20 protein-coding genes are annotated in these 22,636 nt (G+C 34.9%); 6 read left to right on the plus strand and 14 right to left on the minus strand.

Annotated elements, in window-relative coordinates; translation table 11 throughout:
* Positions 1–198: 198 nt before the first annotated feature.
* Positions 199–753, plus strand: a complete 555-nt coding sequence (locus HM984_RS00695; RefSeq protein WP_179347716.1) for a hypothetical protein — start codon at positions 199–201, stop codon at positions 751–753.
* 844 nt (positions 754–1,597) lie between these two features.
* On the opposite strand, the gene HM984_RS00700 is transcribed toward HM984_RS00695, so the two are convergent.
* The 3 genes from HM984_RS00700 to HM984_RS00710 form a co-directional block, all read right to left on the minus strand.
* Positions 1,598–2,788: a CynX/NimT family MFS transporter gene (locus HM984_RS00700; RefSeq protein WP_179347717.1), complete on the minus strand. Its 1,191-nt coding sequence runs from the start codon at positions 2,786–2,788 to the stop codon at positions 1,598–1,600.
* 310 nt (positions 2,789–3,098) lie between these two features.
* Positions 3,099–3,974 (minus strand): YihY/virulence factor BrkB family protein, encoded by an 876-nt coding sequence (locus tag HM984_RS00705; RefSeq protein ID WP_115808826.1) that lies wholly within the window; start codon positions 3,972–3,974, stop codon positions 3,099–3,101.
* A 68-nt stretch (positions 3,975–4,042) separates the two neighbouring features.
* Positions 4,043–4,549, minus strand: coding sequence for a redoxin domain-containing protein (locus HM984_RS00710; RefSeq protein WP_179347718.1), 507 nt, complete (start codon positions 4,547–4,549; stop codon positions 4,043–4,045).
* 249 nt (positions 4,550–4,798) lie between these two features.
* On the opposite strand from HM984_RS00710, the gene HM984_RS00715 reads away from it, so the two are divergent.
* On the plus strand, positions 4,799–5,539 hold the full coding sequence (locus HM984_RS00715) for an SDR family oxidoreductase (protein WP_179347719.1): 741 nt from the start codon (positions 4,799–4,801) through the stop codon (positions 5,537–5,539).
* A gap of 33 nt (positions 5,540–5,572) precedes the next feature.
* Positions 5,573–6,970 carry an NAD-dependent succinate-semialdehyde dehydrogenase gene (locus HM984_RS00720; protein ID WP_179347720.1) on the plus strand — a complete coding sequence of 466 codons (1,398 nt, stop codon included), beginning with the start codon at positions 5,573–5,575 and terminating at the stop codon, positions 6,968–6,970.
* An 81-nt stretch (positions 6,971–7,051) separates the two neighbouring features.
* Here the strand turns inward: HM984_RS00720 and HM984_RS00725 are convergent, their stop codons facing one another.
* Entirely contained in the window at positions 7,052–7,243 is a 192-nt protein-coding gene (locus HM984_RS00725) for a cold-shock protein (RefSeq protein ID WP_020897145.1), read from the minus strand.
* A gap of 204 nt (positions 7,244–7,447) precedes the next feature.
* On the opposite strand from HM984_RS00725, the gene HM984_RS00730 reads away from it, so the two are divergent.
* A complete protein-coding gene (locus tag HM984_RS00730; RefSeq protein ID WP_115808821.1) occupies positions 7,448–7,711 on the plus strand; it encodes a hypothetical protein in 264 nt (87 codons plus the stop codon).
* A 148-nt stretch (positions 7,712–7,859) separates the two neighbouring features.
* Here the strand turns inward: HM984_RS00730 and lpxD are convergent, their stop codons facing one another.
* From lpxD to HM984_RS00755, 5 genes are all read right to left on the minus strand, one after another.
* The gene (gene lpxD, locus HM984_RS00735) at positions 7,860–8,849 is read right to left on the minus strand and encodes a UDP-3-O-(3-hydroxymyristoyl)glucosamine N-acyltransferase (RefSeq protein ID WP_179347721.1); all 990 of its coding nucleotides are present in this window, start codon (positions 8,847–8,849) and stop codon (positions 7,860–7,862) included.
* Positions 8,850–9,133: 284 nt separating this feature from the next.
* Complete coding sequence (locus tag HM984_RS00740) at positions 9,134–10,252, minus strand: DEAD/DEAH box helicase (protein WP_115808819.1); 1,119 nt, start codon at positions 10,250–10,252, stop codon at positions 9,134–9,136.
* 146 nt (positions 10,253–10,398) lie between these two features.
* On the minus strand, positions 10,399–11,949 hold the full coding sequence (locus HM984_RS00745; RefSeq protein ID WP_179347722.1) for an SDR family NAD(P)-dependent oxidoreductase: 1,551 nt from the start codon (positions 11,947–11,949) through the stop codon (positions 10,399–10,401).
* A gap of 30 nt (positions 11,950–11,979) precedes the next feature.
* Positions 11,980–12,429, minus strand: a complete 450-nt coding sequence (locus HM984_RS00750) for a KTSC domain-containing protein (RefSeq protein WP_179347723.1) — start codon at positions 12,427–12,429, stop codon at positions 11,980–11,982.
* A gap of 79 nt (positions 12,430–12,508) precedes the next feature.
* Positions 12,509–14,062, minus strand: coding sequence for a DEAD/DEAH box helicase (locus HM984_RS00755; protein ID WP_115808816.1), 1,554 nt, complete (start codon positions 14,060–14,062; stop codon positions 12,509–12,511).
* 208 nt (positions 14,063–14,270) lie between these two features.
* On the opposite strand from HM984_RS00755, the gene HM984_RS00760 reads away from it, so the two are divergent.
* Together HM984_RS00760 and HM984_RS00765 are read left to right on the plus strand one after the other, a co-directional pair.
* Positions 14,271–15,197 (plus strand): peptidoglycan DD-metalloendopeptidase family protein, encoded by a 927-nt coding sequence (locus tag HM984_RS00760; RefSeq protein ID WP_115808815.1) that lies wholly within the window; start codon positions 14,271–14,273, stop codon positions 15,195–15,197.
* Between the two features lie 215 nt (positions 15,198–15,412).
* A complete protein-coding gene (locus tag HM984_RS00765) occupies positions 15,413–17,653 on the plus strand; it encodes a type IA DNA topoisomerase (RefSeq protein WP_179347724.1) in 2,241 nt (746 codons plus the stop codon).
* On the opposite strand, the gene HM984_RS00770 is transcribed toward HM984_RS00765, so the two are convergent.
* The 5 genes from HM984_RS00770 to HM984_RS00790 form a co-directional block, all read right to left on the minus strand.
* Positions 17,643–18,119, minus strand: a complete 477-nt coding sequence (locus tag HM984_RS00770) for a GyrI-like domain-containing protein (RefSeq protein WP_179347725.1) — start codon at positions 18,117–18,119, stop codon at positions 17,643–17,645. The two genes, HM984_RS00765 and HM984_RS00770, sit on opposite strands and share 11 nt — an antisense overlap.
* Positions 18,120–18,247: 128 nt before the next feature.
* Positions 18,248–18,823, minus strand: a complete 576-nt coding sequence (locus HM984_RS00775) for a fasciclin domain-containing protein (protein WP_179347726.1) — start codon at positions 18,821–18,823, stop codon at positions 18,248–18,250.
* Between the two features lie 154 nt (positions 18,824–18,977).
* A complete protein-coding gene (locus HM984_RS17585) occupies positions 18,978–19,439 on the minus strand; it encodes a cold-shock protein (RefSeq protein WP_115808811.1) in 462 nt (153 codons plus the stop codon).
* 254 nt (positions 19,440–19,693) lie between these two features.
* A complete protein-coding gene (locus tag HM984_RS00785) occupies positions 19,694–20,155 on the minus strand; it encodes a DUF4251 domain-containing protein (protein ID WP_179347727.1) in 462 nt (153 codons plus the stop codon).
* A gap of 12 nt (positions 20,156–20,167) precedes the next feature.
* Entirely contained in the window at positions 20,168–22,636 is a 2,469-nt protein-coding gene (locus HM984_RS00790) for a zinc-dependent metalloprotease (protein WP_179347728.1), read from the minus strand.

Here is a 22,636-nt window from a genome sequence, read left to right on the forward strand (position 1 = left end):
AACAAAAAAAATCAAATACTGTCTTAATTCTTACCTCTAGGTTCTTGTATCTTGTATCTTGTATCTTGATTCTTGATTCTTGATTCTTGATTCTTGGCTCTTGTCTCTAGGCTCTTGACTCTAAGTTCTTGATTCTAAGTTCTTGATTCTAAAAACCTTCCCACTTCCCACTTCACACTTTACACCGAACACCGATATATGCCGAGCCGTTTAACAGGCTGTTGCCGTAAAATCATTCAAAAGGGGAGTGGTGCCTTCGGAGAAAGAGAGGCCAACCTTTTCAACAGTCCATCAGAACTCATAGGTTTTCAACTGAATAAAGACCTGGAGTTTCACCAGCTATATAACTCAAAAACAAAAGTCACAACCAATACACATCGCAACGAAATTTCAGTACAGATTCCAGAAAGCATAGCAAACGAACATTATAAAATTCCCAAAAAGGCCACACATTATCAGCTCACAGCAGCCATAAGTTGTGTCTCTAAATTACAATGGCAACCCCAAATACAAGCCTATCAACCAACACATCCCGAACACCATACATTGGGAGGTATTATAGAAAGTCAACCATTAGCACTTAATACAACACATCATAATATCAGTCTGGAATGGCAAAAGCCAACAGCAAAAGGCATTCCAACCGTTGTGGCCATGACGGTATGGTTAGGTATCGCATACCTAAAACAGCAAAACGATTCCTTCCAAACATTCAAAACACCACAAGCCATGCAGTGCATTGCCATAATCTAAAACGATCAACCAACAACCAACCAAACACAACCAACCAAACACAACCAACCAAACACCAACAACCAAGCACCAATAACCAAACACCAATAACCAAAAGAACATTATGTAAAATAGAATTAAGTCACCTAAATCACACCTTAAACCAGTAATAACAAGGGCTCAACACGCATCCACAGCCATACCAAATATGAGGTTCACCCGTAGTTACTTCGGGTCTAATCCATATCTAAGCCGTATATGAGCCGTATCTAATTCGGGTCAGCCATAATATATCACCAATTGAAGGCCATATCTTAACAAGAATTCAAAAACCATCACCTTGACTTAAAGCCTTATAATTCGCGTATATCGAAATAATAAGTCTACAGCTCAGGATATAAAAGTTATCAGTAACGGACAAATCAATACATTTAAAACGCACAAAGTATATAACCCACAATGAGCGTTTACATATAATCAGTCACGTTTTAGAACACTAAAAATCATTGTAGAACTGCGATGATATCAAATAACGCGTAAAAACGTAATTACTATAATTATACAGCCCGCAATTAGCTTGTACATAATCATAAACATTATAGAACACTGAGTGTCACTAAAACAATGATGATGTCAAATAGATCTCAAAAGCACTATGACGCTAATTATATTTAACCGGCAATTAGCTTGTACATAATCATAAACGTTATAGGACACTGCGTGTCACTAGAACTATGATTATGTCAAATAGCGCCCAAAAGCGCTATTACGCTAATTGCTATACATTGTCCTATAATTTATATTATGTAAAATAGAATTTAAAAGAACACTCTATCTTTAGTTTTGACGCGAATCAAATATCACATTAAACTTTTCGGTCTTTACCAACGTCTAGCCCCATTACCAATTTCACTAATGCCAATATTATTAATAAGATTAATGCATAATTCCACATAGCTGTTAAGTCATAAATCACACCAACCACAAATGGTCCTGCAGCAGCAATAAAATAACCGATAGATTGTACAATACCAGAAAGTTCTGCAGCGGTTTCTGCATCATTAGATCGTAAAACAATAAGTAATAATGCCAAACCAAATGTGCCACCAAGTACTAAGCCTATCAGCCCAACCCAAAGTTCAATCATTCCCAGTCCTGGTAACAATAACCCTATTAACGCTATAAGTTCTACAACAATTAAAGAAACAATAACCAAACGTTGATCTTTTCTAGAACCTGCCCAAATAGGAATAAAAAGCGCTCCTATAATCCCCGTACCTTGCGATAACGAAAGCATCCAACCCGCATATGAAGCCTCAAATCCGCGATCAATTAATATCGCTGGTAACCAAGCTAAAATAACATAAAAAGCTGCAGATTGAAGTCCCATATAAAAGGCCATTTTCCAAACCAATACCGAACCACTAAGTTTTTTCATAGCCACTTTAAAACTTCGATTTGGTGGTAATCGCTTAATACGTTTAATATTAGGAATCCAAATGATAATTGCAAATACAGCTAACAATGCCCAAACTCCTAACGACCCTCTCCAACCGAGGTCCAACTCTATCGCTAATGGCACACTTAATCCTGCCGCAAAAGCAGCTCCTAAAGACATAATTCCGGAGTACAAACTGGTAACAAACCCGGCTTTATGTGGAAAATTTCGTTTAATCAATGCTGGTATTAACACATTCCCAAACGCAATAGCTACCCCTAGTAAAATGGTTCCTAAATACAATGCAAAAATGCTTCCCGCAGAACGAATTATAATTCCTGTTGCAAGTAAAATTAATGCACCTAAAAGGGTATTTCCTATTCCAAAACGTTTGGTAAATAAGGGAGTCATTGTAGAAACTACGCCAAATGCGAGTAATGGCAAAGTGGTGAGTAATCCTAATAAGGTATCAGAAAGCCCAACATCTAAGCGAATCATGTCTATTAACGGTCCAATACTAGATAGTGCTGGTCTTAAATTTATAGATACAAATAAAACCCCCACAAGCAATAGCGTTCGAGAGCCTTTATGTAATCCATTTTCATCTAATTTTGCCATAATATTAAACGCTAGACATTAAAAACGTCCAACTAATGCGAGGTTAATATGTTTTTTTGAATGACGTAAATACGCCTAAAGAAACAGCAAAAATAATGGTTTGTTTTTAGAAGAGACGCTTTATATACTTTATTTAAAAATGGGCTGCTATATATTTAATGGCGTGTTAGAAATCAAATGACATAAAAAAATGAAGACATTTTTCAGTTAATCCACTTGAGATTTAAATAGTTGACTATTAAAGAAAACGAAATAAAATTCACCAAATAATTGTGAGCTCACCTTACACAACCAACAATAAATAGTTAGTCTAAGAAATATGATCATTCTTCACATATTTATCGGCATAAACCTTTGTAAAATGCGCCCCAAATAATAATATTAAACTCGAATACGACACCCACAACATAATTAAAATAATAGACCCCGCAGCACCATAGGTTGAACCTGGTTCCATGGCATTAAAATACCACGCCAAGAGGTATTTACCTATTAAAAATAATATGGTGGTCAATGCGGCTCCTGAACGCACCGATTTCCACGTAATCTTTGCAGATGGTAAATATTTAAACATCGTAGCAAACAAGACATAGATAAAGGTTAAGGATACCAGAAAATCGATAACAAACAAATAATCGAATAAATTATCTGGCAAAAACCTATTTAATTGTCGACTAAACGTACTTAACAATGAGGTTAATACAAAACTGGTTAACAATAAGAATCCAAGAATTAAAATAAAACCAAAACTCTTCACACGACTCATTAAGGTCGCCACAACATCATTTTTATAAGATGGTTCTTGTTCCCAAATCTTGTCTAATGCCGATTGCAACTGAAAAAATACTCCCGTAGAACCATACAATAAGGTTCCAATACCAATCACGGTAGCAAACACTGAGGTTTCTTGCCCGCTCTGGTTTTCAATCATGGTTCTAATGGCATCTGCGGCATCGCTTCCAATAGCTTGAGAGATTTCACCTAACAATTCACCACGAACAATATCTTCACCCCAAACACTACCAACCACTTTCAGAATAATAATCACCAAAGCAGGTAGCGATAAAACGGCATAATAAGCCACAATAGCACTTCGTTGAAACGGCTCACCAGCAAACCAAGATTTCCCAGAAGACACCAACAAGCGTGGTAAATGTTTAATTTTAAATGTGTTTGAATCACTCATATTATAACTGGATAAAAAAAACGTAAAGCCACTAACGACCTTACGTTTTATATAAAAATTTAGAACTATTAAGCCTCTCCTCTAGCCGGATAATCTTTATCTAGTACAAACTTAATTGCACCAATCACATCATCTAATCCTGGTCTAGCAAATGGCATCGTCTGTATAGACGCACAATACAATTCCTGATCTGGACGGATAATAAATAATCCTGGTTCTATAAAAGTTTCAGGCTCATCCTTAATCCCCTTAGAAATAAATAAGCCCCATTCGCGAGCGTCTTCTATTGGAAACTCGTACCCCAAAGGCACATCAGCAATATCCCATTCCTCATAGGTTTGTTTTGCTTTGGCTTCAGTATCACTACTCACAGCAATAACGTTCACTCCCAAATCGTGAAACTTGGATAATTTAGGCTGTAATTCTTCTAAGTACTTTTTACACACCGGACAGTGAAGTCCTCTATACACAATTAATAAGGTAAAGGCTTCAGGCTTCTGTTTGCTTAAAGTCCATTCCGTACCATTAACTAAATTAATTGCTAAGTCTGGTGTTTTCTGTCTTGGTTTTAACATGTCTTTTATATTTTAAATTATATAAACTTAATTCTTAAGCTTCTCAATGGTTTAAAATTAGAAAGAACACATGGCATCCATTACCGCATTCAATAAGAATTTTAATGGTAATGAAAAGAAAGGCTTAATTATAGAGTAGCCCACTGCCCTATTTCTATTTACGGCAATATTTATCACATTACCGTTAAGTGAATCCTATAAATGGTTGCAATTTAGTTGTCCACAAATAATCATTAAAAAACAGAAGTCATGGATTTAAAAGATAAAGCTATTATAATAACAGGAGCGTCAAGCGGAATTGGAGAAGCTACAGCAAAAAAACTAGCAAAAGACGGTGCTCTAGTCGTTTTAATGGCAAGACGAGAAGAAAAATTAAATGACATAAAACAAGCCATTGAAAAAGAAGGCGGAACTGCTTTAGTCGTTACTGGCGATGTCACCAAAAAGAAAGATTTTGACCATGTCGTTTCACAAACCATTGAAAACTATGGAAAAGTTGATGCCTTAATTAATAATGCAGGGCTCATGCCTTTATCCTTCGTCGAGAAATTAAAAACTGAAGAATGGGATACAATGGTAGATGTAAATCTAAAAGGTGTGCTCAACGGTGTTGCCGCAGTACTCCCCAAAATGAAAGAAAATAAAGGAGGACATATTATTAATATTTCTTCAATGGCTGCACATCGCTATTTCCCTGGTGGCGCCGTATACTGTGCCACTAAAGCTGCAGTAAAAATGTTTTCTGAAGGCTTAAGACAAGAGCTAGCTCCTAAGTATGGTATTAATGTAACCTCTATTGAGCCAGGTGCCGTAGCCACGGAGTTAACCGATACCATTACAGATGAAGACATAAAGGAAAATATAAAAAAAATGCAAGAGATGACCACGTTAGAAGCTGAGGATATTGCCAATGCTATTCATTATACACTTTTACAACCTAATCGCGTCAACATTAATGATATCTATTTGGTGCCAAGCGAACAGCAATAAGAACACAATTTAAAGTATAAAAAAAAAGAAATTATGGAAACGAAAATAAAACAAGAGACATTTACGACAACCAATCCTGCCAACGGAAAAGAATTATCCTCATATACTTATATGACCGATGACCAGGTAGAATCGACAGTAACAAAATCGCACGAAGCTTTTCTAAAATGGAAAATGAAATCCTTTGAAGAACGTGGAAAAATCATAAAAGCCATAGGAAAAGAACTTCAAAACCATAAAACCGAATTAGCAGAATTAATGACGGATGAAATGGGAAAACTTCTCAAACAAAGTCATCAGGAAATTGATTTATGTTCTGGTATTTGTGACTACTCAGCAGACAATGCTGCAGAATTCCTAAAGAATGAAGAGCGCCAATTACAAGATGGAGGAAAAGGTATTATTACCTATGCTCCTATTGGTGTGATATACGGTATTCAACCATGGAATTACCCAGCTTATCAAGTCATTCGTTATAGTATCGTCAACTTAATGGCAGGAAATAGCGTGTTATTAAAACATGCTTCTAACGTCACAGGAACAGCGAAACTATTAGAGTCGATATACAAAGCCGCAGGTTTACCTGAAGATCTATTTAGTGTAATGGTGATTAATCATGACCAGTCTGATGAACTTATTAAGCATAAATTAATAAGAGGTGTTACCTTAACAGGAAGTCCTGTTGCTGGCGAAGCTATAGGAGCAAAAGCAGGGAAAGCATTAAAAAAATCAGTCTTAGAATTGGGTAGTAATGATGCCTACATGGTACTTGAAGATGCCGATTTAGAACTAGCTATAAAAACCTGCGTTATGGGACGCATTTACAATAATGGTGAAACCTGTATCGCGGCAAAACGCTTTATTGTGGTCGAGTCTGTCTATGATGAATTTAGAGACGGCTTTGTAAAAGCAATGAAAGACTTAAAATTGGGAGATCCTACTGATAAATCTTCCAAATTAGGACCTATAGCTCGAAAAGATTTAAGAGAAACCCTACATGAGCAAGTAGAAAAAAGCATTAAAAACGGAGCTAAACTACTTTGTGGTGGTAAAATACCTGAAGGTGACGGTTATTATTATCCTGCAACCGTTTTAGAAGCGGTAAGCAAAGGACAGCCGGCTTATGACGATGAGCTTTTCGGACCTGTTGCGGCACTGATTAAAGCAAAAGATGAAGAGGATGCGATGCGTATTGCTAACGACAGTCGTTTTGGACTTGGCGGTGGAATTTTCTCAAAAGATATTGATCGCGCTATAGAATTAGCCGAAAAACACTTTGACACCGGAATGGTATTTATTAATAAATTTGGATTAGCAGAACCTAACATGCCTTTTGGTGGTGTTAAAGATTCAGGATTCGGTAGAGAACACGGAGGATTTGGTATGAAAGAGTTTGTAAACACCAAAGCCATTATGGTCGCTAAATCTTAGTAAGCTACCTTCTGAAATATATAAACAACTAAAAGCCCATCACATTGTGATGGGCTTTCATAACTGAGGTTAAGCGATATATTAGATAACTTTTACGTTTACTGCGTTTAAACCTTTTTTGCCTTCTGTAAGATCAAATTCTACTTGGTCTCCCTCACGAATTTCATCGATTAATCCAGAAATGTGGACAAAATGTTCTTTGTTAGAACCTTCTTCTGTAATAAATCCGAAGCCTTTAGCATCGTTGAAGAATTTTACTGTTCCTGTACTCATAATAATATTATATTTAATTTTAATAATTACTTAGTAGTATTCAAATATGATGCCACAAATTAAATAGCGTTAATTATCGGATTTATAAGCGATTAAAATCATCTTACCGATAAAACTACGCTCTATAACAAACATCTTTGAGTACACATAGCTTTGCTTATACCTTTGTTTTAGATCTCCCTCTATCTATTAAATCTAAATATTATGGAAACAAAATTCTCATTGTTTAACCAGATTAATAGTTTATGTTACTGGTTATTAGTATCAAGCGATTACAGAACTTCAGTTAAATTAGATGCAGAAAATGACACCTATAGTGTGTGTATTAAACATTGCGGCGTAGAACTTTATGCCAATAGCATTAAAGGATTTAGTAAAAGAAATGCCACCTTTTTAGAACATGAATTGGATGGTATGGTTGCTGGCTTATTGCACCTGAAACAAAATGTAGAGCAGAAAACAGCTTAAGTTTATTCATAAAAAAACGTCAGTTCGAGTGAAATCGCTAAAAAGAAATGGCACTCGAAGTGACGGAAATAGATGTATTTTTAATAATGTAAGTACGTTTAGTTTTGTGCTGTCATATCATTCACATCTACTAACAGCTAAAAGCTAATTACCTCGCTAATTTTCTAAGCGCCACCCATTGTTTCAACATTTCTCTAGAATCCACCGCAGGATAACCTAATACGGTTTTTCCAGCAGCAACATCATTCATAACTCCAGAACCTGCACCAACAGTTGCACCTGAATGAATTGTTGTATGATCTTTAATAGAAGCAGAACCTCCAATAATAACTCCATCACCGAGAGTTACAGAACCTGCAAGTCCAGAACTTCCTGCCATGATGCAAGAACGGCCCAGGACACAGTTATGTGCAATTTGAACCAAATTATCAATCTTACAACCGTCTCCTAATATTGTAGAACTGAATTTACCACGATCCACGCAAGAGTTAGCTCCTATTTCAACAGCATTACCAATGACAACATTCCCAATATGCGGAATCTTCACTAAGCCTCTACCATCATCACTAGGACGGTATCCAAAACCATCAGCTCCGATACTCACGTTATTATGAAAAATACAATGGCTACCGATAACTGAACGCTCTCTTATTATGGTTCCAGACCAAATTGTAGTGTAATCACCAATAGTAGTTTCATCTAAAATCGTCACATTCGGATAAACAGTTACATTTTCTCCTAATACAACATCCTTACCGATATAAGAACCCGCACCCACTCTACTTCCACTACCAATTTTGGCCGATTTATCAATGGTTGCTGTTGGATGAATATCAGTTTCAAAATGTGGAGGTTTAGGAATAAAGGTTTCCAGTAATTTTGCCATAGCTAAATCGGCATTTTTTACTTTAATAAACACACGATTCTCTCCTGGTTCGATATCAATATTATCATTAACAATAGCTAAACTCGCTTTAGAGTTTTTCCATAAACCTGCAAATTTTCGGTTACCAATAAAGGTCGCCTGATTTTCATTTGCTTTCTGAATTTGCTCTAATCCAGTAATTTGATTCGTAGTTTCGCCAAAAACTTCACCATTAATAATGGCATTTATGTCTTCTATTGAGAATGATTTCATGGGTGTAAAATTGTGTGTTAATTAATAAAGACACAAGATAATACTATTATATGAAAGCGCTGTATTATGAATTTGAAGAGTTTCATGAATTTTTCAATTTAAGCACTGTGTCACCTCATGCCTTTTGGGGTATGATTATTCTAGAGAAACTATTAATTAAAATTCTTTCCGCAACCACACACTTGCAATCATTTAAAAGCATAAAAAAATCGAGAACCTTTTTATTTCAAAAGATTCTCGATAAAATATTGTAAAAATAAAGTGCGATAAATTCTAACTCATTATTAAATCGAAATCTCTTTAAACGTAATACCTAAAGCTTTCTGTATGTCTAATATTTTTTGCATTTCACCAGGGATGATTAACGCAATAGACTGTCCTGTTTTACCTGCTCTTGCTGTTCTTCCACTTCTATGCGTATAATACTCTAAGTGCTCTGGTAATTGGTGATGTAATATAAATGCTAGATTATTAACATCGATACCTCTGGCTGAAACATCTGTAGAAATTAAAACTTGTAAGCTTTCATTCTTAAAAGCACGCATTACTTTATCGCGTTCTTTTTGTTGCATATCGCCTTCTAAAGCCCCAACGGCAAAACCTTCCTTTTGTAATTGATGTGCCAAAGCTTGTGTCCCTGCTTTTGTTTTACAGAAAATGATACCTCTTTCATCTTGACGTTTGTCTAAGATTCGGATAATCATATTTACTTTGTCTTTAATAGACGTATGAATGAAGTGATGTGAAATATTTTCGTTAACCAATGCATTTTTATTCACCTCTATGCGAACCGCATCTTTAGACATATAATTTTTAACGATATTTTTAATTTCGTCTGGCATTGTTGCCGAAAACAACCATGTATTTCTTTTCTTGGTATTGTATTGCAAGATTTTGGTTAAATCTTCTTTGAAACCCATACTCAACATTTCATCAGCTTCATCTAAAACTAAGATTTTTACGTTTGAAATATCGACAGCTCCACGTTCTACCAAATCGAGTAAACGTCCTGGTGTAGCGACTACAATATGCGTCGTTCTTGTTAGGTTTTTTATCTGACGGTCAATCTTTTCACCACCATAAACACCTTCAGAGAAAATCTTCTGATCAATATATTTTGTAAATCGGAAGAGCTGCTTTTGTATTTGCTGTACCAATTCACGCGTTGGTGCAATGATTAAAGCTTGCACATCAGAATTATTAGTATCAATGGCATGTAACACAGGTAAGCCAAAAGCTGCTGTTTTTCCTGTTCCTGTTTGTGCTAATCCTATTAAATCGGTGTTAGATTTCAATAAAATAGGAATAACTATTTCTTGTATCTCTGTTGGATTTACAATATTCAGTTCTTTTAATCCTTTTATGTAATTCTTATGTATTCCTAATTCTGAAAATGATGTCATAGTGATTTTGTTATATTGCAAAGGTAATTTAAAAAGTGTCACACTGAGCGCAATCGAAAGTGCTTACTAAATAAAATAGTTGTAAAAAGGGCTTCGACTGCGCTCAGCCAGACAGCGTAGTTTTTTAAATTCTGTTTCGATGTCACCTACCAACTAATAGGTCGGTAATCCTTCAAGAATTTACCAGACCAATGTTTTCCGGTATTAATACCATCAAAAAGCGGATCCATAACACGAGCAGCTCCATCTACAATATCTAAAGGTGGTTGAAAATCGTGTAATTCTTGTTTTCGTTTTGCCAGTTCAGCAGGATCTTCGTCAGTTACCCAACCAGTGTCGACAGCATTCATATAAATACCTTCTTTGGCTAAACTACCAGCAGCCGTATGTGTTAACATATTTAAAGCGGCTTTGGCCATGTTGGTATGTGGATGACGATCTTCTTTAAAGAAAGAATGAAACTTTCCTTCCATTGCTGACACATTGATAATGTGCTTCTTACCTGTAGTGTCTTTCTTCATTACTTCAGATAGACGATTACACAAAACAAATGGTGCAACAGAGTTGACGAGTTGTACCTCAATCATTTCTGTGGTTTCAATTTCACCCAATTTAAGTCTCCAACTGTTGGTTTTTCTTAAATCTACTTGTTGTAAATCGGCATCTAATTTCCCTTCAGGAAACACTTCTTGCGATACCAATGTATTATCAAAACTATAAGGAATCTGAGATAATTTAGCTGATGAACGCAAACCAATTCCGGGTTCTGGTCCATGCCATGTTACAGGCATATTTTTATTTGGTGAAGCTCCAGAAGTTAATTCTTGTAACTCCACTAAACATTCGGTATGATCGTTTAATAAATCGCGTGCAAACTTAGGCAACTCTTCTATTGGTCGTTCTTCGTTTGGCATTAAGTGACTGTAAAAACCTGCCGGTCGTCTCACCGTTTGTGCCGCATTATTAATAAGAATATCAAGCTTTTCGTAGCGTTGCTCTATAAAATTACAGAAAATCTCTACACTAGGGATATGTCTTAAATCGAGACCGTGAATTTTTAAACGATGGCCCCATTCTGTAAAGTCTTCTTCTTTAGAAAAACGCAATGCAGAATCTACAGGAAAACGCGTGGTTGCAATCACAGTTGCTCCGCCACGTAATAGCATTAAAGTAATATGGTAACCAATTTTTAAACGCGATCCGGTAATCACAGCAACTTGTCCTTTAACATCTGCCGTTTGAAAACGTTTTGCATAATTAAAGTCCCCACAGTCTTCACACATGGTATCATAAAAATGATGCAGTTTGGTGAATAATGTTTTACAAACGTAGCAGTTTCGAGGAGATTCTAGCTCTAATTGTTCTTTAGCTTTTAAATCGGCTTCAGGCAATAATTTAGGAGCCACAAAAATATGTGCTTCTCTTGCACTACGTATTCCTGTTACTTTTCTAGCATTTTTATCTCTAGCCGCTTTCTTTCGCTTTTCTGCCTTTTTCGCATCCTTTTTACGACGCGAAAACTCTTCTCTACTCGGGCGTGATAATTGTCCGGAAGCTTTAATTAAAGCAGTTCGTTGCGGTTTTGGGATTTCGAAAATCTGATCTGTATCAGTAACTAACCGTTCTAAAATAGAAATGCAGTTTTCAATCTCTTGGATTGAAATCTCTTCTGTCTTTTCTGATGTACCGTTACTCATAACTATATAAGGACTACGTGTTGCGTTATATTAAGCGTCTTGAAGTTCTTTCTTCGACTTTCTGTAAGTATAAGAATTGAAGATACTTCGTCTTGCAAAACGCATTTGTTTATCTGAATTTAAAAACTTGATAAACATACCTTTAGGAACACCGAAATATTCGTATGTTGCTCCGTCTAAAAATGTAATTTCTAATAACAAGCCTTTATGTTGAAAGTCTACAATGCTAGATTCTGTGATCGTTGCGGTGTATTCTTCAAGATTTGCTGCTTTTGTTTCTGGCGCTATACTTACTAAAAAATGATAACCATCAATGATTTCAACACTCTTTAATTCTGCTTCTTCTTGTCCAGCATCTCCATCTTGAAATTTATCAGGATGCCATTCTTTCACTAAGTTTCTATAGGTCTTTTTTAAATCTTTAAGATTAATTGAATCTTCTACAGAAAAAAGCTTTTTGTATTGACTAATGCGTTTCATTTTTAGTATTTTAAAATAAGGCGCAAAATTACGCTATTTTATAATACAAAATCTATTTAATTCCTATTATTATAAACCTTTAATCTTCAGGTGGAAATCCGTGAATTTCCTCGAATTTTTCATCAAAATTAGTTCTTAAGTACGCACTCAATTTCTTCTGATAATCGTCTTTCAACCATTTTAGGAAGTTATAAGTACTTCTACTAATACATTTCGCATAGGTTTCAATACGTTGGTTGATGTCGTCTTTCAATAATTTAGCCAAGGCCAAAGCATCATAAACATCTTCACTGTTTTCAATACAAATTTTAGCATGTTGTTCTATAGAACGCTCTAACACTACTTTTGAAGATTCACCACTATCTACAGCATCCTTATAAGTTTGCTTAATATCGAAATAGGTCTCTTCAGACTTAGAGAATTCTTCTTTAACTTCATCCGATAAATCGTGTTTAAAGTTAGATTCAATAGCATCATCATCTTTAATACGATCCGCATACCAATTTGGCGACTTAAATATTAATTGCCAATCTAAATCTGCTCCCCAAGGTCCAAATCGGTAAAGGTTGTTTCCTAAATCTATAGTTGTAAATTTCGATTTATTATTCAATATACGAGATCCACGACCAATCATTTGGTAATATAATGTTAAGGATTTTGTTGCTCTGTTTAAGATAATAGTGTCAATGGTCGGCTCATCAAAACCTGTAGTTAAGATACTTACCGACGTTAAAATAGCATCTGGAGTGTCATGAAACCACTGTAAAATTTGTTTACGTTGTTTTTTTGTCGCCGTATTATCTAAGTGCATAACTGGCAAATCTGCTTCCTTAAAAGCATAGTATACATTTATAGAAGTATTAATACCGTTATTAAATATTAAGGCCTTCTTTCCTAGTGAATGCTTTTTATAAGCATCTACTAATTTTTGAAGCATTGCAGGACTCGAATATAAATCTTCAGAAGATTTTACGGTATAATCACCGTTAGATCCTACTTCTAAAGAGGTTAATCCCATATCATAAGCATAAGTTTCAGCTCTTGCCAAAAACTCATTTTCTATAAGATTCTCAATCGTTTCACCTGTAATAAGCTCATCGTAGTTATCCTTCATTGGTAACTCCTTATTAGAACTTAAAGGTGTTGCTGTAACTCCAAGAATGAATGACTTTTCAAAAAACTTAAATAATTTTGTAAATGAATTATAATGCGCCTCATCAATAATAACTAAACCAACATCAGAAATATCTAACATGTTGTCATTTAATCGATTGTTCAGAGTCTCAACCATCGCCACAAAACACGAATATTCTGCTTGATCATCTAAATTCGCCTTACTATTTACCACCTTATTTGTAACACCAAAGCCATCCAACATTTTAGACGTTTGGTTACAAAGTTCCACTCGGTGTGTCATTATCAAAACCTTCTTATTATGATTTTTAAGATATTGACGTACCATTTCAGAGAAAATCACCGTTTTACCACCACCAGTAGGTAATTGATATAATAAGTGATAATCGTCGCGTTCTGAATCAAACTTTTCGAAAATTTGGCTTATTGCACCTTGTTGGTAGTCATATAATTCTTTATCGGTTTTTTTTTCTTGAACAGCTGGATTCGTTACAGACATAAATTTCTTTTCGGATTATTTTAGAAGTTGCAAATTTACAACACTTTGGCACACAAAAAAAGTCTCAAGTCAACTGATACGCATCAAACGTCATGAAATCTATCTTTTTTCACTAAAAAAAATCATCGGAAATTTAAAAATTTGACTTTAAAATAATATTTATTATATATTTACGTTTCATCAGCTTATCAGGTTATTTTTTCCCTTTATGAAATACATTTTTTTTAGTATTGCTTTTTTGTGTGGTTCATTATGTATAGTCGCTCAAAATGATTCGTTACCTAATTCATTAAAAATAGAATTACAAACCTATAAACTCAATATAGGGCCAGTTATTGAAACCATTGAAATTCCATTGGTCACAAAAAAAGCATCAGAAATTGATATTAAAGCAGATCATTGGGATACAACGTTACATAATCCCTATGTTGATACCGTTCTACAATTTCCTTTAGAATTAAACTTTACAGATAGTACTTATGCTTCACCAGTACCACATACTAAAGTGGTGACATCGCGCTATGGTTGGCGACGAGGACGTGCGCACAATGGTATTGATATTGATTTAGTTACAGGAGATACTGTGGTGTCTATACTAAGTGGTGTTGTACGTTTCGCTAAGTATGCGAATGGTTTTGGTAACACAATTGTAGTCCGTCATTATAACGGTTTAGAATCTACTTATGCTCACTTATCTCATATAGGTGTTAAAGCAAACGACACCATAGCTAGAGGTCAATATATAGGAAAAGGTGGTAACACAGGAAACTCTAGAGGAAGTCATCTTCATTTAGAATTGAGTTATAAAGGTGAGCAGATTCACCCTGAGTATCTTTTCGATTTTTCTTCTAAAAATGCTATTCGATCAGAGCAAGTTTGGGTAACTCAAAAGTGGACACATGCCAGATACCATAACTCTAGAAAAGTGAGTAAGGTTAAGGTTATAAAATCAGCAGACGAAGCGGCATTAGCAAGTTTAGCAAGGCAGCCTAAAATGTATGTCGTGCGAAAAGGAGATACTCTTTATGCGATTTCGAGACGTAATAATATGTCGCTATCTAGACTTTGCGAAACCAACGCGATTAAACAATCGTCTCCTTTAAAAATTGGTCAAAAATTAGTCTTAGAACTTTAACAAAAGGAAAAAGGCCGATGTACTCCTAGAATCAAGACCAAAGACTTGATTCTGACTAGCTGAAAAAAGAATTTATTTTTATCTTGAATGTGACTCGCTCTTTTTCGTAATTTTTATTCATAATATAAATGAAATTACGATAATCAATTCCTTTATTTCTGGTTTAGTATTTTGAAAATTCAGTACTTTGCACCATCAACAATAATCAAGCCAATTTGAAAGTCTGTATTGCCGAAAAACCAAGTGTTGCTAGAGAAATCGCCTCTGTTTTAGGAGCTACCACCAAGCGTGATGGCTACTACGAAGGTAATGGCTATGCTGTAACTTACACGTTTGGACATCTCTGTACACTATTCGAACCCGTTGATTATAAACCCTATTGGAAAAGTTGGGATTTAAACAACTTACCTATGCTTCCTGAAAAATTTGAAGTTAAGGTGGCTAATAACGATGGGATTAAAAAGCAGTTTCGGATTGTAAAGAGTTTATTTGATAAAGCAGATGTTGTCATTAATTGTGGTGATGCTGGCCAAGAAGGAGAATTGATTCAGCGTTGGGTGATTAACAAAGCCAATTATAAAGGAAAAGTACAACGTTTATGGATTTCGTCATTAACAACAGAAGCCATAAAAGAAGGCTTTAATAATCTAAAACCTTCTGAAAATTACGACAACCTTTATTATGCTGGTTTTTCGCGCTCCATTGGTGATTGGCTTTTAGGGATTAATGCCACACGATTATATACGGTTAAACATGGTGGTTATAAACAAGTTTTATCTGTAGGACGTGTTCAGACTCCTACCCTTGCGATGCTTGTAAATCGTTTTAAAGAAATTGAAAACTTTGTACCACAGCCATATTGGGAATTACAAACATTATACAGAGATACCCTTTTTAGTTATGAAGAAGGGCGTTTCTTGAAAATGGAGGATGGCGAAATTTTAGCCACCAAAGTCAAGGAACACGAATTTGAAATCGTATCGATAACCAAAAAGAAAGGAACTGAATACGCACCGAAGTTATTCGACTTAACAGGTCTACAAGTTTATTGTAATACGAAGTTTGGATTTTCAGCAGATGATACGCTTAAAATTGCTCAAAAATTATATGAGAAAAAAGCGGTAACATACCCAAGAGTTGATACTACATTCTTACCAAATGATGTGTATCCTAAAGTTAATGGGATTCTATCTAAATTAACTGATTATGCAACGCTTACCGCACCTATTCTAAATAAAAAGATTAAGAAGTCATCACGCGTCTTTAATGATAAGAAAGTAACCGATCACCATGCCATCATTCCAACCGGAATGCAAACACATCTGCAATATAATGAGCAGCAAGTTTATGATATTATCGTAAAACGTTTTATCGCTGTTTTTTATGATGATTGTAAAGTATCGAATACGACTGTTATAGGAAAAGCGGCAGATGTTAACTTTAAAACTACAGGAAAAGAAATTTTATCTAAAGGTTGGCGGGTTGTTTTTGAGAAGAAAGACACTTCGACTGTGCCCAGTGGAACAAAAGATAACCTATTGCCATCTTTTGTCAAGGGTGAAAAAGGCCCACACGAACCATCGTTTTTAGAGAAACAGACCAAAGCTCCAAATTATTATACGGAAGCGACATTATTACGTGCTATGGAAACAGCAGGTAAGCAAGTTGAAGATGAAGAACTAAGGGATTTAATGAAAGAGAATGGTATTGGTCGTCCATCTACACGTGCCAATATTATTGAAACGTTGTTTAGACGTAAATACATTAAACGAAATAAGAAACAAATCTTACCTACTATTACAGGTATTCAATTGATTGATACGATTCAAAATGAACTTTTAAAATCTGCTGAACTCACAGGAACTTGGGAAAAGCAATTAAAGGATATTGAAAAAGGGGAATATACTGCAAGTGCATTTATAAAAGGCATGAAGCGTATGGTAGATGCTTTAGTTTATGAGGTACGAAGTGAAAAGGTACAAACCCGAATTTCAGCAGTAAACAACAAACCTGCTGGAAAACCAAAAGCGAAAGCAAAACCGAAATCCAAGACTCAATCTTTAGTGGGTAGTTCTTGTCCAAAATGTAAGGCTGGTTCACTTTTAAAAGGAAAAACGGCTTATGGTTGTAGTCTTTATGGTAAATCTTGTGATTTTACCCTGCCGTTTAGTTTAGGGGAAAAGAAAATATCTGAAAAACAATATATTCGCTTAATAACAAAAGGCTCTACAGTAAACTTAAAAGGCTTTAAAGTTAAAGGGGATTCACAAGAAGGTTTACTGCGTTTTAATGACAACTTTAAACTAAAATTTGAACCTAAACAAACCATTAAAAAGCCAATTATGAAAGCAGGAGACGTTTGTCCTAAGTGCAAAACAGGCAAAGTATTACAAGGCAAAACTGCTTTTGGCTGTAGTAACTACAAGAGTGGTTGTGATTTTAGGGTTAATTTTTAATTAATCTTATAGGTACATAAAAATCTTCCTCAGAATCTGGACTTCCATTTTTATAGGTTTGTCCCATCACTTGAAAATGCGGTCTATCATCTATTACGTACCCAGAATTTGGTAACCATTCCGTCATAATGTTTTGATAAGTTAGACTTGCATTCATTCCCCTATGCAGAAACACAGCATATTTGCCACTAGGTATTATAAAGCTTTTCAGGTTTTGTGGCATTGTATTAAAATCTTCGACTTCAGCACATGCCCAAATGTCAAAATCTTCATCTGGTTCAACGTTTTTCTGCAAGTTAAAAATTTGCATTGCTATTAATTCTTCAGAAACCAATGTTTTTAATTCATGCTTTCTTGGCATAAACTGTTTCCATAGCGCAAAGACTTTATGTTGTTCATGCATTTTAATTGTTGTGGATAATCCTATTACTTTTATTTCAGAAACTTCTAATATTTTTGGATTCATACAATGTCTATAACGTGCGACTTAAATATATAAAAAAAGCACAAGTGTTTAAACTTGTGCTTCAAAGAATTAGTATTAACACCAACCAATCATTCTAAACTAATTCTTTATCCAACCCAAACTATTTTTTACATACCTGGCAATACTACGGTATCAATAACATGGATAACACCATTAGATTGATTAACATCTGCGATTGTAACCATTGTTGTATTTCCTGCGGTATCTTTTAACATTAAGGCTTTACCATCCATCATAGCAGTTATCATAGCTCCATTTACCGTTTTAAATGTTGCTTTTCCACCTCCTTTTTTAATGGCTTTCATTATATCTTTCCCACTAAAATTACCTGCAAGTACATGATAGGTTAATATCGATTGAAGTTTTCCTTTATTCTCAGGCTTTAGTAATGTTGCAACTGTCCCTTCTGGCAACTTATCAAATGCGGCGTTGGTTGGGGCAAACACTGTAAAAGGACCATCGCCTTGTAAGGTCTCTACTAAGTCTGCGGCTTTTACAGCAGCGACTAATGTTGTATGGTCTTTAGAATTTACAGCATTACTAATGATGTCTTTAGAAGGATACATCTCGGCACCTCCAACCATCTTTGTGTCTTTTTTCATTTTGGCCTGAGCCATTGCTGTAGTTCCAAATAATAATGCGACAGCTAATGATACTGTTGAAATAATTGTTTTCGTTTTCATAGTTTAAGTTTTAAATGAATTGTTTCTCTACCTACGAAGTTTTCAGTAGGTCGGTTTTTAAAACTTAAATGTTAGTATAGAAAGAAGAGATTTTTCAAACAAAAAAAAGCCACTATAGTAAACTATAATGGCTTTTTATATTTTTAATTAAAAATTATTCTGCTTGCTTTACTCTAACAGCATTCATTCCACGTTGTCCTTTCTCTAATTCGAAAGTAACCTTGTCGTTTTCTGCTATTTCGTCAATAATACCACTGACGTGTGTAAAATGCTTCTCGTTAGTTTCTGTATCGATAATAAAACCAAAACCTTTGGAGTTATCATAAAAAGAAACTTTTCCGTTTCTAATTGGATCAAACGGTTCTTCGTCTGATTCTTCTTTTGTAGGAATACCAAGAACTATATTCTCAGCTTTTACCTTCACCTTCATCGTTGGATCTGGAGGAGTATCCGTAAGATTACCATTATGATCTACATAAGCAATCGGGATTCCTTCTGAACCATTCTCATCTCTGTTGAGTTTACGCGCTTCCATTTTCTTGCGCTTGTCTTCTCGTTTTTTTAATCGTTTTTTTTCTTTTTCACTTTTACTAAAAGTCTGTTGTGATTTAGCCATTCGTAGTTTTAAAAATTAATATAGGTGTGTGCTTTTGAAAATATTTATAATGCAAACAAGTTAATCAACTTAACAATGAATAGTATTAAAATCTAGTAAAATAACTTAAAGAATAATGTTATTTGTGTAGTATATCTCCAATGAACCGATGACAAAGATACAATATCTATACCAAATATTTAAATTGTTATTCATTATTCTATTCTAGAACACACAATTTACTTGCTAAATAAGCATATAAAAGCCAACTAATTTTAAATTTCAAGCAATTTGCCAACGTATTTTACGTTGGTAATATCGTTTCCTGTTAATGTTAAAAAAGCTTTTCCATTTGGTTTTACTTCAATACTTATAGTATAAGCCTGCATTTTTACAGTAATTGAAATTTGTTGCTTTTCATCATGGAACACTGTACTGATGTCACTACTACTATCTTTTAAAGTATAAATTGCTTTACTCTTTGAAAAACCATGTAACTGACCAGTCACATCTAATTTGTTAATACGTATTTGATTGGTATCACCATCGAGCATTTCCCTTTGTTCACTATCATGGATAGCATTTGCTACAAATTGATAGTGCTGAGATTTAACGACACTTTTTGAATTATGATATGTTGTTGCAAACATTTCTTTTTGACTTTTTTTAGCTTGCGCTGTCACAAAAGTTGAAGCGGAAAGACTAAAAAGCAGGACTAATAAAACTAATTTTTTCATGTGTATATATTCTTATTTTGGGTCTAATATGTTATTAATGCGTTCAATACCATCTTGATAATGATATTTAGTTTCTGTATTTATATTGGTTTTAGATGCTGAAGTAAGCATACGCTTTAGCATATTTAACTCTCCTCTAACCAAAGCTCTAACATCAGATTGATTAACGTTAAAATACTGTCGGCTACGATTTGGATCTAAATCTTCTGTCATCAACTCAAACATAGCATCTAAATAAACACGTTGCAAATTACGTCTAAAAACTGAAACATTGGCTCCAGATTTTGCTTCAGACCAGATACCTGCTCTTATATCACTCAATAATTCTAATGCCGAATAATTCTTAGAATCCAAAGCATTGTGATCTATCAATCGACCTAAACGCTCAAAATTTAATAAATTATTTAAATGTCTCGCTTGTAAACTTCGAATACGATCTGTGTAACCAGCGTAATTTATATTCTGAAGAATCGATGTATCTATTAACCAATTTGGTGTTTCAAAAGCATTTTCTTGTAACCAGCTCAAGGCTGATTTCTGATCTGATTTAGAAACCGGATTAAAAACATCTCCTTCTTGAGATGGGTTTTTAGTCTCTTCCACTACTCCACCAACATGAGTCACAACATGACCGACATAACGACTCCAAACACTTAGCAATTCACCATAAAGCTCTTCTAAATCTTCGTAGTTATCTGTTTGGTCACTCGTCCAGCTTCGTAAGTTCTTAGCGACAATTTTTAAATTCTTAAGTCCGTATGTGCTCGCTTTAATACTATTATTCCCAATGTCTTCAGTTTGTGCTGTAGGATCGTAACTACCACGACCTCCAAATTTATAAATAGGATTACCAGCCTTTTCTAAAACCCAACTATTCAAAGTCGATTTTTCATCATCCGCAGATTTGGCGTCGTCAATATATCTGTAACCATAATTAATAGCATAGTCATCGTAAGGTCCTAATTGTCTAACAAATCGAATATTTTCATCACCAGGTTGTGCAATATAATTGTAACGCGCATAATCCATAATGGTTGCTGCAATACCATTTTTTTGTGTAAAGTCGCCATCTCTGTAACTTTCAACATCATAAGCATAACTCGCACTCATATTATGAGGTAAACCAAGTGTGTGACCAACTTCGTGTGCAATGACCATTTTCATCATTTCCCCTATTTCGGCATCAGGAGTATTTAAAGTTCTTGCTAACGGATTTGCTGCACCAGTTTCTAACAAGTAGCGATTACGGTACGAACGTAAATGGTTATGGTACCAAATAATATCACTTTCAATAATTTCACCACTTCTTGGGTCAGAAACACTTGGCCCTGTTGCATTTCTTGTGGTACTTGCTACATATCTTACTACTGAATATCTTATATCTTCAGGACTAAAATCTGGATCTTCTTCTTTCGTCGGTGGATCTTTTGCTATGATGGCATTTTTAAATCCGGCTGCTTCGAAAGCCTTTTGCCATAGCTCTATACCTTCTTTCATGTACGATCGAAACTTCATTGGTGTCGCAGGGTCCAAATAATAAACGATTGGCTTAATCGGTTCTACCAACTCTCCTCTATTATAAGCTTCAATATCTTTTGGAATTAATTTCCAACGCCTTAAATAGGTTTTTCTATCTGACTTTAATTCTTCACTACTATAATCATACTTGCTCAATGTAAACCAGCCTACACGCTCGTCAAAAAGACGCGGTTGCATTAGTGTTTTTGGTAACAGAATCATCGATTGATTCATTTGTATACTAATAGTTTCATCTCCTGTATTTACTGGAGGGTTAGATGCATTATAGGTAAAATCTTGAATCACTTCAATATTCTCAGGGAAACTTTTTACCGAATTGATAAAACTTCTAGATTTGTCTAAATTTTTCACTTTATAAGTAGACCGCAATCGCGATCCTAATCCGCTTATAGCTTTGACATCCGTATTATAAAAACTGGTTACATCAATCACAACTGAAGAAGAATCTTTAGAAAATGCTGCGATATCAAAAGCGTATAAAGTAGGTTCGTAATTATTAGATTTTACAGAGACATTAATCGGTAAACTATCGGATGCTACCGCACTTGACGATTTTTCCTTTATGAGAATTTTGTTTTTAAAGCGTTCCCAATTAATCATTCTTGTATTGGTTTTTGTACCTGCATTGACATAACCTCCACCCAAATTTGAAGGGAGTTTTGCAAAACGACTTACCAATAACATATCTGTATTTAGATGCGCCATTGGAATTTCAAAATAATACTTCTCATCTACCAAGTGCACATCGAACAATCCCTTATCTGAAATAGCATCTTTGGTAATGACTTTATCATAATCCTTAATTTTACTGCTATTCTTTTTAGGAGCTTGCGTTTTTGATTGTACTGTTTGATTATTTGATTTTTTATTACCTGCGGATTGTGCTGTCGCACAAGACAGTAGAACACAGGAACAAAGTGTAAGTGTTAGAATTTTTCTCAT

The organism is Winogradskyella pacifica (genome assembly GCF_013403915.1).
Lineage (GTDB): Bacteria > Bacteroidota > Bacteroidia > Flavobacteriales > Flavobacteriaceae > Winogradskyella > Winogradskyella pacifica.